General features: G+C 41.2%; 11 protein-coding genes. 3 read left to right on the top strand and 8 right to left on the bottom strand.

Features of this window, described 5'->3' with window-relative positions:
• Nucleotides 1-18 precede the first annotated feature (18 nt).
• Nucleotides 19-318: a putative quinol monooxygenase gene (locus tag AC4IFT_RS05225; protein WP_490731128.1), complete on the top strand. Its 300-nt coding sequence runs from the start codon at nt 19-21 to the stop codon at nt 316-318.
• 831 nt (nt 319-1,149) lie between these two features.
• Here AC4IFT_RS05225 and AC4IFT_RS05220 read toward each other — a convergent pair.
• From AC4IFT_RS05220 to AC4IFT_RS05210, 3 genes are read right to left on the bottom strand one after another with little or no spacing between them, the layout of a single operon-like run.
• Complete coding sequence (locus tag AC4IFT_RS05220; protein ID WP_490750766.1) at nt 1,150-1,968, bottom strand: dimethyl sulfoxide reductase anchor subunit family protein; 819 nt, start codon at nt 1,966-1,968, stop codon at nt 1,150-1,152.
• Between the two features lie 2 nt (nt 1,969-1,970).
• Entirely contained in the window at nt 1,971-2,519 is a 549-nt protein-coding gene (locus AC4IFT_RS05215) for a 4Fe-4S dicluster domain-containing protein (protein WP_225818851.1), read from the bottom strand.
• A 2-nt stretch (nt 2,520-2,521) separates the two neighbouring features.
• Nucleotides 2,522-4,852 (bottom strand): molybdopterin-containing oxidoreductase family protein, encoded by a 2,331-nt coding sequence (locus tag AC4IFT_RS05210; RefSeq protein ID WP_490750765.1) that lies wholly within the window; start codon nt 4,850-4,852, stop codon nt 2,522-2,524.
• 206 nt (nt 4,853-5,058) lie between these two features.
• Between AC4IFT_RS05210 and AC4IFT_RS05205 the strand changes: the two genes are divergently transcribed.
• The gene (locus AC4IFT_RS05205) at nt 5,059-5,748 is read left to right on the top strand and encodes a helix-turn-helix domain-containing protein (RefSeq protein ID WP_490750764.1); all 690 of its coding nucleotides are present in this window, start codon (nt 5,059-5,061) and stop codon (nt 5,746-5,748) included.
• Between the two features lie 59 nt (nt 5,749-5,807).
• Here the strand turns inward: AC4IFT_RS05205 and tmaR are convergent, their stop codons facing one another.
• Nucleotides 5,808-6,140: a PTS system regulator TmaR gene (tmaR, locus tag AC4IFT_RS05200; RefSeq protein WP_004253179.1), complete on the bottom strand. Its 333-nt coding sequence runs from the start codon at nt 6,138-6,140 to the stop codon at nt 5,808-5,810.
• 124 nt (nt 6,141-6,264) lie between these two features.
• Complete coding sequence (locus AC4IFT_RS05195; protein ID WP_490750763.1) at nt 6,265-7,548, bottom strand: MFS transporter; 1,284 nt, start codon at nt 7,546-7,548, stop codon at nt 6,265-6,267.
• A gap of 346 nt (nt 7,549-7,894) precedes the next feature.
• Between AC4IFT_RS05195 and sbcB the strand changes: the two genes are divergently transcribed.
• The gene (sbcB, locus tag AC4IFT_RS05190; RefSeq protein WP_490750762.1) at nt 7,895-9,322 is read left to right on the top strand and encodes an exodeoxyribonuclease I; all 1,428 of its coding nucleotides are present in this window, start codon (nt 7,895-7,897) and stop codon (nt 9,320-9,322) included.
• Between the two features lie 56 nt (nt 9,323-9,378).
• Here sbcB and dld read toward each other — a convergent pair whose 3' ends face one another.
• From dld to AC4IFT_RS05175, 3 genes are all read right to left on the bottom strand, one after another.
• A complete protein-coding gene (gene dld, locus AC4IFT_RS05185; protein WP_490750761.1) occupies nt 9,379-11,118 on the bottom strand; it encodes a D-lactate dehydrogenase in 1,740 nt (579 codons plus the stop codon).
• 298 nt (nt 11,119-11,416) lie between these two features.
• Nucleotides 11,417-12,799 carry an APC family permease gene (locus tag AC4IFT_RS05180; RefSeq protein ID WP_219247338.1) on the bottom strand — a complete coding sequence of 461 codons (1,383 nt, stop codon included), beginning with the start codon at nt 12,797-12,799 and terminating at the stop codon, nt 11,417-11,419.
• Nucleotides 12,800-13,400: 601 nt separating this feature from the next.
• The gene (locus tag AC4IFT_RS05175) at nt 13,401-15,422 is read right to left on the bottom strand and encodes a ligand-gated channel protein (RefSeq protein ID WP_490731143.1); all 2,022 of its coding nucleotides are present in this window, start codon (nt 15,420-15,422) and stop codon (nt 13,401-13,403) included.
• Nucleotides 15,423-15,659 lie beyond the last annotated feature (237 nt).

The following is a 15,659-nucleotide window of genomic DNA, read 5'->3' as shown; positions in this document are numbered from 1 at the left end:
CACAGAAAGGGATCTATTATGCTGAAAGTGATTGCAGAAGACTTTATCAAAACAGAAGCGATTGAAACTGTGATGCCGTTATACCGTGAATTGGTTGAAGCGACAAAACAAGAGCCCCTTTGCATTAGTTATGATTTGTATGTTGACCAAAAAAATCCTGGGCATTTTGTTTTTATTGAGGAATGGCCTGACCAACACGCGCTTGATATTCACTGTGCGAGCGAACATTTCAAACGCCTCGTCCCGCTTATCAATAGTTATAAAAAATCCGACCCTATTATTAAGTTGATGAATAGCGCATTTGTCCCTGACGAATAGCAACTAATGCCCTTGAGCCTTGAGCCTTGAGCCTTGAGCCTTGAGCCTTGAGCCTTGAGCCTTGAGCCTTGAGCCTTGAGCCTTGAGCCTAAAAGCATATTGCTAAAAATATCTTCGTCAACAAATAATAAGGCTGGATCTCATTGGCTATTTAATACCAATCCTTAAAATAGTCCACGTTGTGGCTAGGCGACAAATTAAAGACAGAACAGGCCACATACTCAAGTATATGACCTGTGTGACTGAGCAAAGCCAACAACGCTACAGCCCGAAATATGGCTGTATACCAATGACCAATTCTCTAAATAGTTCGCGTTGTGGCTAGCGGCAAATTAAAGACAGAACAGGCCACATACTCAAGTATATGATCTGTGTGACTGAGCAAAGCCAACAACGCTACAACCCTGAATATGGTTGTATACCAATGACCAATTCTCTAAATAGTTCGCGTTGTGGCTAGGCGACAAATTAAAGACAGAACAGGCCACATACTCAAGTATGTGACCTGTGTGACTGAGCGAAGCCAACAACGCCATAGTCCGAAATATGGCTGTATACCAATGACCAATCCTCTAAATAGTTCGCGTTGTGGCTAGGCGACAAATTAAAGACAGAACAGGCCACATACTCAAGTATATGACCTGTGTGAGTGAGCGAAGCCAACAACGCCATAGCCCGAAATATGGCTGTATACCAATGACCAATTCTCTAAATAGTTCGCTTTGTGGCTAGGCGACAAATTAAAGACAGAACAGGCCACATACTCAAGTATATGACCTGTGTGACTGAGCGAAGCCAACAACGCCACAGCCCGAAATATGACGAGGATTTTTAGAACCAAGGCGCCTGCATCATAACCGCTCCATAAAACAACGCTCGACCCGCTAACTCACCACTAAACATAGCCACCATCAATGCAACCAATAACAGTATTGATGGCTTTTTACCCTTGCCCCCTCTTAGGGCTATCACGCACGGTAATATCATGCTCATAACAACTTGCCACCATAAGAGATAACTTCCCCCTTGGCTTGCAGGTATTTGCACGCGAATAATTTGTGATATCAATACAAACACAACACCCAATATCACGCCGATTTTAATCACGGTTGGCACCGGTTTGGCTAAAGCACGAACAAACAGTGTGATAAAACTAAACCCTAATACAATTGCACTACCAATAAAGGCAATTTGTGTTGCAGGGCTATGCCAGAGTGGATGGGCTACCATTTGATAATACACTTGTGCTGTGACAAGAATTGCCGCTAACCCACCGACACCACTCAACCAACCCAATACAATATTACGCATATTTGCTGTTGGTTGTAACCAGCAAGAAAGTGCCCAGAGAGTCACTAGGCCATTAAGCAAAACAAACGTAACCGCTTCTCGACTTAGCCATGAATGGCTTAACCCGAGTACTGAACGATAAGCTTCTAATGGAACTCCTAAGTGCCCCATAGACATAGACGAGCCTATCACTTCAACTAACCAAATGATTAACACCGCTGTACGTAGGGATTTGCCAACGAGTTTATTTTCCGTACTGGCTTTCATTTGGTATAACGTCAAGGCGAGTACCGCACCAATCCCCCACTGACTCATCACAGTGAAAAATACCAAAGGGAGTTCCATATGATGAATATTCATGATTAGTCCTCCATTCCAATAATCACAATATTAGGCTGGCTGATTGTGTGATCGGGCATATTATAGCGCTTCTCCAGTACCGCCCAATTTGTTGTATGTTTTTTACGAAGTTCAGAAATTTCGCCGAACTCAATTGCCCCTGTCGGGCAAGACTCCACACAGCGAGGCAGTAATCCCTCATCTAATCGTTCAGCACACATATTACATTTACTGGTTTTACCTTCAGCCGGGTCAAAAACTGGGGCATGGTATGGACACGCCATAATACACATTTGGCAACCAATACATTTTTCATGGTCTTGCACCACAATTCCATCTGGCCGTTTAGTGTAAGTATCTGCAGGGCAGACTTTTAAGCATTGAGGGTCATCACAATGGTTACACGACATTGTAATGAATGCCTGTGTATTCGGTGAATCATCATTGAACTCACGTACACGCCGCCATAAAACCCCAGGAGGAGTCACATTCTCTGATTTACATGCCATTGAACAAGTGCGGCAACCATAGCAATCTTTTGTATTAATGAGAAAACCATATTGCTTAACCATGATTATGCCTCCCTTCTCACGTCAACGAGCGTACTATTACAGCAATGGCCTGTGCCTAAATGCTCCACTTGGTCATTAGTCACATGGCTACTGCTTCCCCCTTGTTGCTCCCACCAGCCATTATCGAGGGAAATGACGCCCTTTTTAATGTGTGTCGTGACTACCGCAATCGCTCTATGCTCCCCCCTATCATTAAATGTGACTGCCCATTCACCATTTTGAATGCCGCGTGTTTTAGCGTCTTCTGGGTGGATTAACACATTGGGTTGATTACGTTGCACCTCGAGGATCCATTCATTCATTCCATGACTGGAGTGAACACTGCGCGCTAACTTGCGCTGCACTGCCATTAAAGGGTATTTTTTAGCAAGTTCAGGGGAGCCCTTCACCGACTCTTTTACTTGGTAATAAGCCACTACAGGTGAAAAGTTTTTCTTTTGCCAATCTTCAATGAAAAAATGGGCTTTTTTGGTCGACGTTCTAAACACCCCGTCTTTAAACGGGATCCAATCCCCTTCGACTGGCCTTACGGGGCCTTTCTCTAGCATTTCACGTGTAATGCCCGAGCCCACAAGGCAAGCATCAATATAATGCTCTATAGGCTTATTAAATACCTCGCCAAAGCCAAAGCGCTCAGCTAGACGAGCAAAGATCCAATAGTCTGGTTTAGCTTCCCCCACAGGCTCAACCGCTTTTTCCATCAATTGTACATACTGACTGCGCACCCCAGCCATCAAGCTGGTATCTTCGAAAATAGTGGTGACAGGCAAGACTAAGTCCGCATATAGCGCTGTTGAGCTCATTAAGTTATCTGCAACCACCACAAAAGGCACTTTCTTCAGTGCTTCCCGCACTTTGTTAGTATTAGGCAATTGCGTCATCACGCCCATCGTCATTACCCACCAAAAATTAATCGGATGGGGCTTCTCATTGACGATATAGTCGCCAACTTTTGCCACAGGTATTGGCGGAATATTTTTTGCGTTCGGTGCAGGTGGCACAATTGGGCTAAATTTAGCCATCTGTCTTGCACCGCCTGCATCGCAAACACCTGCGCCGCGTTTACCGATATTCCCCGTTAGCAAAGCAAGGTAAAACTGACTTGCCGCCACATATGCACCATGCTCAGTACGTTGAGCACCAGACATATTTTGCACAATCATTGAGGGGGTAATTGAAGAATAATCACGGGCTAGGCGCACAATAGTTTCCGCAGGTACATCAGTTTCCACGCTAACTCGTGCCACATCCCACCCTTTAGCTTGTTGGTAAATTTGCTCAAAAACGGTGGTATACCCTAACTGGTTAGGTAATTCATGTTGAAACAATGCAGGTTTGATCCCTGTGGAATCGTGACGAACAAGTTGCTGACTTAGAATATCAAACACCAAATAGCTATCAGGATCAGAGGCATCTTGCCTAAGCTGCTGTTGCTTCTCATCAACCAAATAAACCGCACCAGTATGTGCACGAAGAAAACCTTCATCAATACGATTTTCTTCGATAATAATTTTAATCATGCCAAGTGCTAACGCTGTATCTGTCCCTGGAATGATAGGGATCCACTCATCCGCTTTTGCCGCGGTTTCATTAAACCTCGGGTCAATGACGACTAACCTCGCACCATTTTTCCGTGCTTGATTGTAGTTTTTAAAATAGGCCTGCATGGTCACCGCAGGGTTATTTCCCCAACACAAAATATAACGGCTATCCGCCACCGTATCCCGTGTATCAGCGTAGCGTAATCCCACCATTGGGATCATTGCCGCAGTGACTGCTGAACAACACAAAGAACCCGCTTGTTTTGTCGAACCGCCTAAATAATCAAAAAATGCCTTACCCATATCATTTTTGATGGAATCCATATTTCCTGCATGGGTCGAAATGAACAATCCTTCGTTACCATACTTAGCGATTGTCTCTCGAATGTTTTTCTCTATAAGATCAAGCGCTTCATCCCAGCTAATGGGTTTAAATTCCGCTTTTCCTTTTTCCCCTACACGCAATAACGGTGTTGTGATCCTCTGGTCATGATATACCCACTTCGTTCTACTCATTCCTCGTAAGCAACATTTAACGTTAAAGCCCTCTGTTGCCTGTATTTTCATTAACTTACCTTGGTAGGTATAAGCCGTTAAGTTGCAGTGCAAACACTCCATTGCACAGGTTGAACGAAACGTTTTGTAGTCAGACAATTTTAATCGCACCTTTGGCAGGGGCTGATTATTGTTTCCCTGCGCAAAAGAACACGGTGTGATAGTCGCCAACCCAACAACACCAAGCCCTTTTAGGAGCGTTCGGCGTTTTAGACGTAATTCATTTATTGTTTTCATTATAGTAAACCTCGACATTGCCTTTAAAAGTACACTATATATATACTCCATTCATAAATAGTGAACTTGAGGCGAATCAAGCTTTGTTATTATTTATAGGTACAAAATAACTACCACTTAATGATTAACTCTCAGATTCTTTGGTTGTTAGGAGGGACAGATTACTCATGGTAAAATAGAAGGAATTGTTAAAACGAGGTTTATGTATGTCTACCCTGCAAGGTGTTAATTCTGTTGATATCGCTGTCAGCATTCTGAATTTTATTGCTCAAAATGGTGGAATAGCGCGAGCCGCAGATATTTCCAAAGGTTGTGAAATATCCAAAAGCCGATTGCATAAATATTTAGTTTCGCTGTGTCGAACACAAATGCTATACCAAGATGCCCAAACGAGCCGTTATGGCTTAGGCCGAAACCTCACCTTTCTAGCAAATTTTGTTGAGCCTGAAGGGTCTTTTGTCGATGTTATTAATAACAGTTTGATTCAATTTCGCGATGAACAAAATGTTTCCACTGGCGTTGCATTACGTTCTGGGAAATTGTTATCACTGGTTAAATACAACCGTAGTTTTAAAAATATTGAAATTGATTTCTTACCAAACACCCCATTACCCACTGCCAAAAGTGCAGCAGGTTTAATTTATGCGGCTTTTGATAAGCAATTTTTGTGTGAAGATTATTCGCAAAATGAACTCAATAAAGTGGTTAGCCAAGGTTATGCGATTCGATATGAGCCCACAAAGGGGATCCCCGGCGCACAATCTATTGCCTGCCCTGTATTTAATCAGGGGGGAGAATTAATCGCGGCAGCTATTACAATGGGGTTTATTGAAAAAACAGAAATGGCACCATTAGCTAATGCACTTATTAAGCAGGTAAAGACTCTCGTATTATAATCGTTAGTGTTGATTAAATAAGAGTAAAGAAAAGCCGAGATTAACTCGGCTATTTTATTCTATTTTACGTCAATTCGTGGCAGCTCGCCCATCTCTTTCAATTTTTTAGAGATTTCACGACGTTCTTTTGACAATTCTGCATTTTTGATAATGTAATCATCAACACGGTCATCATAGTCGCTGCGCATATTAGCAATAATCGCCTGAATGTCTTCAATTGACATCCCGGGCTTAATGTATTCGCTTAAGTTATCCAGTAACAAAACACGCTTCTGGTTATCACGAATTTTTTTCTCATTGTCGGTAATTTCACGACGAATTTTATTTTTGCGACGAAACATACGCACAAATTCCAGAACATTTTGGAAAGACGGCTTGTTAGCGTTGTCCATGTTTAAAACCCTCTAGTCAATATTCAAAACGCATAATCTCATTACACAATACAATCTAATCGCCTTACGTTACAAGTCAGTTTCACATATTTATTGATTTAATCTATTGAAAAAGATCATTGGGTTATGCTTTTACTGCTCGAATTTCTGGATTATTTTGATTTAATTCTGCTGATTTCTCATCAAGATTAGGCTTTGTATTATTCGTTTTATCATTTCTAAGACAAAAAGCAGACAATATCGTTGTTATAACGACAAACAAGCCCATTATCAAATAGGTCTGCGCAAAACCAATTTTGTCATACCCCCAGCCCGCTAATGGTGATAGCACACTGGCAACCACGGAGCTTACACAACTAAACCCAACTAAATAAAGTGTTGATGACAAGCGTTTATCAAAATGGCGACTGTTATACTTGAAGATTGCCACCAGTAGAATAGGCAACTCAACCGCATGCAGCAATTTCATGACAGAGATAAGAATAGGCCCCTCGACTAATCCTGAACCAATAATCCGCAATGCCATCACTGAACTAGCAAATAGTAAACCATTTTTTGCCCCAATTCGGTTGACGATGAACGGCGCTAAAAACATTCCCCCTGCTTCTAGGAATACTTGCAATGAGTTTAGATAACCGTACATCTCATTCCCTAGTTTCTCATCTGGGAATTGATGCGAAAAATACACCATAAATTGTTGGTCATACACACTATAAATACACGTGCCTAATACAAATAATATTAACGCCCAAAAACGCGGTAAAGCAAAAAGCTGTAAGGCATCACGCAATGTAATTGAAGAAGGATTGCCATGCTCTAAATTATTATAAGCATCCGCATTTGCCGTTTTAAGGTTTAATAGAATGATTAAAAAAAGCACACCAGACACCGTCGCCATAATAAAATTATAGTCAGGGTCGATATTAATATTGCGCCCAGCGAAAAATGTTGCAGCAGCCCACCCCAAAGAACCCCACATTCTCGCCTTACCATATTCAAAATTACGTAATCGACTGACACGCTCGGTATAAGATTCAAGGACGCCAATTCCCGCATGGAACGTCATCCCAATAAATAACCCACCAACAATACTGCCAATCACGACGTTCCATTTTAATAACGACCCAAAAACCATAAAAAATGGCCCAGACGCAATCAGTAAAACGGCAATAAATAATAATAAGTTTTTGCGTAACCCTAATTTGTCCTGCAAGAAGCCATACAATGGTTGAGCACATAGCGCGACAATTGAAATACAGGCAAAAATAAACCCTGTATCCGCCCCTTCTAGGCCGACATACTTGCGTAGCCAAATGGCAACAACTGAAAATGTAGATGACCATGTAAAAAAGAAAAAAAACAACAATGCGCTCAATAACGCATAGTATTTCCTTGCACTACTATTCATGTTAATCACCTATTCTTAATTTACCTTTGGCAAATGTTAAGGTTAACATTTATTAATTCCCACTCAAAAGCTATTGTTTTGTGATGTTAATCACCAATGTTAACGTTAACAATTTATTTATGTGATAGACATAACATTTCATGCTCTACAGACTAACAATAGCATTAGGCTCCCACCTCTGGCACTCAAAAATACCTCATTGATATTCAATTTGATTTTCCTGCTATTTCAGATGACCTTGGTTTAGCTTTGATTATAGATAAGGTATCATTGATTTATATGGAATAGTGAATCTAACAATACCCACTATCAGATTCAAACGCGCAGAATTCAAACGGTGATAACGTTGCAAGACAATAAAAAACAACCCTCATTCTTTATTCACGATTACGAAACTTTCGGCAAGCGCCCTGCGCTTGATAGGCCCGCTCAATTTGCGGGAGTGCGAACTGATTTAGACTTTAACATCATTGAAGAGCCTGAAGTTTTTTACTGTGCACCTGCTGATGATTATCTGCCACAGCCTGAAGCCGTCATGATCACTGGGATCACCCCGCAAATTGCCTTAGCACAAGGCGTTAATGAAGCCGAGTTTACTAAACGCATCCACCAAGCGTTTAGTGTGCCCAATACGTGTATTATGGGCTACAACAACATTCGTTTTGATGATGAAGTCACTCGTAATATTCTCTACCGTAATTTTTACGACCCTTATGCATATAGCTGGCAACAGAATAATTCACGTTGGGATTTACTCGACCCACTGCGCGCCTGTTTTGCGCTACGCCCTGAAGGCATTGAATGGCCTGAAAATGAAGACGGTTTGCCAAGTATGCGTTTAGAGCACTTAACAAAAGCCAATGGCATTATTCACGAAAATGCTCATGATGCGATGTCAGATGTGATAGCAACTATTAGCATGGCAAAGTTACTCAAAGCGGCGCAACCGCGTATGTTTGATTATTTTTATCAACTACGCAATAAAAACAAAGTCAGTCAACTTATTGATATTGTAGAAATAACGCCTTTAGTACATGTTTCAGGTATGTTTGGTGCATTGCGTTCTTATGTCAGCTTAGTCGCTCCGCTAGCTTGGCACCCTGAAAACCGCAACGCAGTCATTATGTGTGATTTATCCGCGGATATTTCGCCATTGTTAACCTTAAATACCCAAGAATTACGCGAGCGTTTATATACACCTAAATCTGAGCTAAATGGTGAGCCTCCTGTTCCTGTCAAATTAGTGCATATCAATAAATGCCCTATTTTAGCGCCTGAAAAAACATTACGTGATGAAGATGCAGTGCGTACAGGGTTAGATAGAGATCTTTGTCATCGCAATTTAGACATCTTGCGTAAGAACCCCGATATTCGGAATAAATTGATCGAATTATTTAGCGAGCCGCAAAAGTTCGAAATTTCGGATGATGTGGATACACAAATATATAATGGCTTTTTTAGCCCTTCTGACCGCTCTACCATGGATATTATTCGTGAAACCCCGCCGCAAAACTTACCTGCGTTAGATTTAAGTTTTGAAGATAAACGAATGAAAGAGCTCTTTTTCCGGTATAAGGCACGTAATTACCCAGCGACCCTTTCTTATGAAGAACAGCAGCGCTGGTTACAACATCGTCGGGATTATTTCAGTGAAGCTCGCTTAACGGAATATATGCAACAAATACAATTCTTATTAGAAGAACATCAACATGATGAAAAACGCTGCCAGCAATTAAAAGCGTTGGTCAATTATGCGATGGAGTTAGCGAGTTAATAAAAAACGGGCAGAATAGAAATTATCTGCCCGTTTTTTATTTAACTTAATTTAGATTAGTGCTCGCCTGATTGCCCACAGCCACAATCCCCTTCCCAATGTTTACGTTTAGTGGTTTTACCTAAACCAGGGTTCATTGTATTGGTTGGGTCCGCATTTTTATAAAATGACTTTAATTGTGGTGGCGCTTTATATAAATGCCCAACATTATGCTCAGCAGGGTATTGCGCACCGCGCTCATCCAACAAAGCGAGCATTTTTTCTTTTAATTCTTTTGGGTTAACCCCTTTTTTCAAAACATAATCTTGGTGCATAACGTGGCACATAAAATGCCCGCAATATAATTTATGCACTAATAAATCTTCAATTTCAGGAGGCAGTTTTTCAAACCAATCCCGGTCATTACGGCGCAATGCAATATCTAGCGGCAATACATCCTCGACATCTTTATTATGAACCGCGTGGTAACGTACCGCAGAGCCCGCCGCTGCAAAACGGTGTAAAAAGGCTTTTGCCCCTTCTTCTGGGGTACATTCAAAATAGCCGCCATCTGCATGTGCAAAATAGGATTTTAACCAAACTTTAGCTTCATCGATTCCATCCCCTGCCATTTTTAACATTAAATGATGTTCATAACGGTCGCGGAATTCTTTCATGCGATGCGGTAAATGAGATGGCCATAATTTACTGAGTACTTGCATTGTACGGTCAATTAAATTAGACGGTAAGAATGGCACTTTATTTAATACAGCATCAATACGCCCTTTAATGGTAAAAAACATTGGCATTTTATCGGTGCCAAATTTATCAATCATTAAGAAGGTGTCTTTGCCGTATATTTCCGCAATATCAAAACAACCACGGTGCATATATTCCCCGGCAACGGGTAGGTTTTTAAATTCACTCAGAATATAACGGCGAATATCTTCCAGTACATCAGGGTTATTTGAGCCAATATAAAAAACTTGTGTTTTTTTATCCGCTGGGAAGGTATCTAAACGCACCGCAAATACAGCTAACTTGCCCGCACACCCTGATGCTTCAAATAAACGACGCTCATCGGCGTTAAAACGAGATGGAGAGTCTGCATCAACGTCTCTAACTCGTTCAGCATATTCATGGTCAGAGGCTAATTTATCACTGACTTGTACATCTTCACTGCTATAACCACGGTTTTGCAGATTGGTCAAAATTTCTTCTGGCGTATTCCCTAAATCAATTCCTAAGTGGTTAACTAGCTCAACTTTCCCATCATCATTAACGCGACCGTACAACGCAAGCTCGGTATACGCAGGGCCACGGCGCACTAAGGAGCCACCTGAACTATTACAAATTCCGCCAACAACGGATGCACCAATACAAGATGAACCAATCAGAGAGTGCGGCTCACGCCCAAGAGGTTTTAGGATTTTTTCTAGGTCATATAAGGTGCTGCCGGGCATGGCAACCACTTGGTTAAATTCAGGAAGCACTTGGATTTGGTTTAATCGCAAGGTACTAATAATCACGATATCGCGGTCATAATCATAACCACTCGGTGTTGAGCCCTCAGTCAACCCAGTGTTCGCCGCTTGCATTAAGACAATTTTATCCGCTTCTACACACGCTTTAAATACGTGCCATTGCTCAAGCAAGGTGGTTGGAAATACAACGGCAATCGCATCTCCGGTTCCTGAGCGGAACCCTTTACGGTAACGTTCTGTTTTGTGTGGCTCAGTGAGGATATTTTTTTTACCAACAATGTTCCTGAGTGTGAGTAATAATCGTTGATTCTCAGGTTTTTGTGCATCTTTCATGTGTGCGCCTTCTTACTCGAATTCATATTGATTATGAGATGTGCGATATTAGTTCCAACAACAATATCACATAATATTAAGATGTTAATAGGCTACACGGTTTATCTTAAAGAATTCTTAACAGACAAAAAAATAGCGCCCAAGGCGCTATTTATCTTTCTTACAATCGGCATATTCAAAATAGTTCGCGTTGTAGCAAGGCGCGGAGCCAAACGATCATGGGGAGCATACATAAGTATGTGACCCATGTCGTTTTGAGAACGCAACACCGCTACAACGTAAAATATGAAGAATAAACTTAGATGTCGCTCATCTGCGGCATAGGCCGCTTAAACATCCGCGTCAATGCAGCCATATAGACTAAACCAACTGCAGTCCAAATAAGTCCATAAACCATTGAATCTTCTTCAATATTCAACCATAACACACACACGGTTAGTGTGCCGATAATAGGTAAAATCAAATAGTTAACAATATTTTTGAAGCCTGTCATACGGCGTTCACGAATAAAGAACTGGCTGATCACTGAAATATTGACGAAGGTAAAGGCGATTAATGCACCGAAGTTAATAAGTGCGGTCGCAAAGTCCATTTCGAACCAGATGGCACCTAATGCCAAGAAACCGACCATTAATACGTTGTACGCCGGTGTACGCCATTTCGGGCTAACATAACCAAATACTTTCTCTGGGAATACGCCATCACGTCCCATTACGTACATTAAACGGGCACTACCTGCATGAGCTGCCATTCCTGAAGCCAATACGGTTACGCATGAGAAAACCAAAATGATTGACTGGAAGAATGCTCCAGCAACAAAACGCATAATATCTGGCTGTGTCTCATTGATATTCTTAAAGCGCGATACATCTGGGAAGTATTGCTGTAAGAAGAATGAAACGGTGATAAAGATAATCCCACCAATGAGTGCCGTTAAGAAAATCGCACGTGGGATGACTTTACCGGCATTTGGCGTTTCTTCTGACAGTGAACTTAAACCATCGAAGCCTAAGAATGAGAAACAGAGTATCGTTGCCCCAGCAATTAATGGGATCATTTCTGTTTTTTCATTGGCAAATGGGTTGAATGTCCAGATTTCGCCAGAGCCTTCACCGCTAGAAACCCCGTGGATCACTAACCCTGTAAATACCGCCATCACCCCGATTTGAATAATCGCAATAACCGTACTTAAGTTCGCAATCACGTTGATACCGCGTAAGTTTGCCGCTGTCATCACGATAACCAGACCGACAACAAAAATCGCAGGTTCTACGTTAGGGAAAATATCTTGTAAATAAATTTTAGCCAATAAGATATTGATCATTGGCATAAAAATGTAGGACAGCAAAGATGTCCAACCCACAAGGAAACCAATGTGTGGGCTCATTGATTTTTGAGCATAAGTATACGCTGAGCCAGCAGATGGGAAGCGTTTCACCAGCTTGCCGTAGCTCAGAGCAGTAAACAGTATCGCAACCAGTGCAATAATGTATGAAGTCGGGACGTGTCCACCTGTTTTGTCCGATACCATGCCGAATGTATCAAAGATAGTCATTGGCTGGATGTATGCCAGACCGATCATCACGACTTGCACCAAGGTTAAGGTTTTCGCAAGTTGTACGCGGTTATTGGCGCCAGTTTGGTTTGGACCGATGGATAAAGGTATTGAATTATTTGGCATGTCTAAGCCCTCCCATAACTTTCGATTGTGAGCTACTTCGGCTCAATCGACAGTTACTGGGAAGACTTTGCATCTGCCTATAGGCAGAAAAAAACGTGGAGGAGCTCAGAAGAGTGTGTGCGAAGCTGCGCAGAGCTCCGTAGTCATCGATGCGGCAACGACGGCCGCTTGGCCCTGCTGCGATAGCGAAAAAGTAAGCCATAAAAGCATTCCTCAAATCGGTAGCGTAAAATGTTTGCTACACGTAAATATTAAAATTATCTCTCCGGCTCTATGTCCGGCCCCGCTAGAATGAACGTTCCTAAAAACAAAAAAACCGATGCTTAAGTTTATTGAGCATCAGTTATTTTTTAGTTCGCGCATTTTGCACGCCATAACCTTAAATAGCAAGTTAAATTGTTAACAAACCACCCTATTTCCGATGAGAAATTTTGATGGTTTGGCCTATTTTGGCGAGGTAACTAATAACAGTGTTTTTCCCGTCATTTTCTCACCCCAAAAACCACTTTTTATTTATTTTAATGGCTGTATTTGGCGAGAGATAAAAAAAACCCTTTGGCATAAACCAAAGGGTTTTGATTAACAACAGTAAATAGTTGTATTAGAAATTATAGTTGATGCCAAAGTTATAACGGCGACCATCTAAAACTTTGTCGTTTGATTCTTCCGTTAAACGTTTATCAAATATGTTATACATACCTGCAACTAAATTAATATTTTTATCAACTTGGTAGCTAGCACCGATATCAACAAAGGTATAAGAAGGTCTTTCTTTACTCATACTTGTTCTTGAAAGGTATGAACTGCTTTTTCCATTAAAGTTAACGCGATTCCATAACTGTAGATCTTCTGTGGTTTGCCAAGTTAAAGAACCATTTGCCATATGTTTCGGTGTACGGCTTAAAGGTTTACCTTTGAACTTACCACTTTTTTGCTCAGAATCAGAATAGGTATAGTTAGCAGCAAATACGAGATCCGTTGTGATATCCCAGTTAAATGTCAGTTCAGCACCACGAAGATTTGCTTTATCTACGTTTTCCCTTTCACTAATAAATTTATATGCTGTACCATCGTATATACAACCGCCGCCAGCCACAGAACCAGGAGGATTCGCTGTATTATCTGTACATCTGCGAATCTCCATAATTTTATCTTTAAATTCTGTATTAAAGAATGTGACACCAACATTCAGGTTATCTTGATTATTCCAAATAAACCCAAGCTCTTGTGTAACACTTTTTTCAGGTTTTAGGTCTGGGTTACCAACAATAATTGCGGGATCGCCGCCTCCACCCGTAACTTGTCCCCAATTTGGAGCAACTTGTCTTAACTCTGGGGAACGATATCCTGTTGAGATCCCGCCCTTGATGATCCATTCATCTGAGGTATGCCAAACACCATATAGACGAGGAGTCCAATGAGAACCGAAGTTTTCATCTTTATCCATACGAACACCACCCGTTAAAGCGAAGTCATTGGTCATCATCCATTCGTCTTCAGCAAATAATGCCCAACTATAACGAGTTAATTTATCGACATCAGCAGCTGAAGCTAATTGATTTCCTTTATCACGGAGGTCTTCATAACGATATTGACCGCCAATACTCAAAGTGTGGTCACCGAGGTTAAATACCGTTTGGTTTTTAACTAAGGTATCGTTATATTCCATTTTACGGCTAGGGTTTTTTGTTTCATCACGTTGCACAAATGTTTCTATTGCACCCCAATCATAAATACCGTTATGTGTTACTGCATAATTATTTTTACGGTATGTGACATTAGAGTCTTCACAACGTTTAGTGACTTTGCTAGCTCCTTTGCCTGTTGTACACATCAGGTTACCTGATTTCCCTGCCGTCGTATTTCTTTCTTGCTCATCATGCTTGAAATCAAAATCAAAGGTATTGAATTCATCCGGTGTTAGTGTCAGCGTTGTACCAATAGCACCTACTTTCTGCTCATTGTACCCACCGACAAATTTATCTTCCCAACGCTTGGAGTAAATTCCATTTACTTTCATTCCCAGCAGACCATCCACTAAAGGACCAGATGCATAAAAACTGCCTTGTCCTTCATTACCTGAATCTCTATGGGCATTAATCGTTGTATCTGCACGTAAAGAACCATTCCATTCTTTGCCAACTTTACGCGTGATAATATTAATTACCCCGCCCATCGCATCTGAACCATAGAGGGAGGACATTGGTCCACGTACCACTTCAATACGTTCAATCGCTGGCAATGGCGGCAACCATCCCTGCTCAATCCCTGAGCCATCACTGTTTGGACGAGTGCTACGTGAATCGATACGCTTACCATCAACCATAATCATGGTGTATTTTGCATCCATACCACGAATACTAATATCTGCCTTGCTTCCACCACCTGTCACTTGGACTCCAGGAAGGTCTTTCAGTGCATCAGTCACATCACGGTAAGCTTTATTTTCAAGTTGTTCGCGCGTCACAACAGAAATTGATGCTGGTGCATCTTCAATTTGCTGTTGGTAACCTGACGCTGTTGTTACATAGATTTTATCTTTACTATCATCAGCAAATGCAGGTGACGCAGCGATGGCGGCAATAATGCTAATCGCCACTTTTCTTTTATTAAAAACAACCATTCCCAACTCTCCAAGAGATATTCTGTTTTATATATGAATTGATATGCTCAACATTGGTTTCTTTGAACCTAATAATTATGATTATTTTTATTATTTGGATAATAAATACCCATAGGAAATTTATGGTAAAAACCATTTCCTAATACAAGTAAATTTCCTGTGGGTAATTAATCTTTATTAATTAATCTCTGTGAGTAAGTATTTAATAATCTTTTTCTATTTCATCTCCTTAATATT

It is taken from the genome of Providencia sp. UF-183, assembly GCF_058246155.1.
This window is presented reverse-complemented; position numbering and strand designations above follow the sequence as displayed.

Bases quoted from the DNA above. Each gene is read 5' to 3' on its own strand.
- AC4IFT_RS05195 (WP_490750763.1), bottom strand. From the start codon at position 7,548: ATGAATAGTAGTGCAAGGAAATACTATGCGTTATTGAGCGCATTGTTG.
- AC4IFT_RS05215 (WP_225818851.1), bottom strand. From the start codon at position 2,519: ATGGTTAAGCAATATGGTTTTCTCATTAATACAAAAGATTGCTATGGT.
- tmaR (WP_004253179.1), bottom strand. From the start codon at position 6,140: ATGGACAACGCTAACAAGCCGTCTTTCCAAAATGTTCTGGAATTTGTG.
- dld (WP_490750761.1), bottom strand. From the start codon at position 11,118: ATGAAAGATGCACAAAAACCTGAGAATCAACGATTATTACTCACACTC.
- AC4IFT_RS05210 (WP_490750765.1), bottom strand. From the start codon at position 4,852: ATGAAAACAATAAATGAATTACGTCTAAAACGCCGAACGCTCCTAAAA.
- AC4IFT_RS05180 (WP_219247338.1), bottom strand. From the start codon at position 12,799: ATGCCAAATAATTCAATACCTTTATCCATCGGTCCAAACCAAACTGGC.
- AC4IFT_RS05205 (WP_490750764.1), top strand. From the start codon at position 5,059: ATGTCTACCCTGCAAGGTGTTAATTCTGTTGATATCGCTGTCAGCATT.
- AC4IFT_RS05175 (WP_490731143.1), bottom strand. From the start codon at position 15,422: ATGGTTGTTTTTAATAAAAGAAAAGTGGCGATTAGCATTATTGCCGCC.
- AC4IFT_RS05220 (WP_490750766.1), bottom strand. From the start codon at position 1,968: ATGAATATTCATCATATGGAACTCCCTTTGGTATTTTTCACTGTGATG.
- AC4IFT_RS05225 (WP_490731128.1), top strand. From the start codon at position 19: ATGCTGAAAGTGATTGCAGAAGACTTTATCAAAACAGAAGCGATTGAA.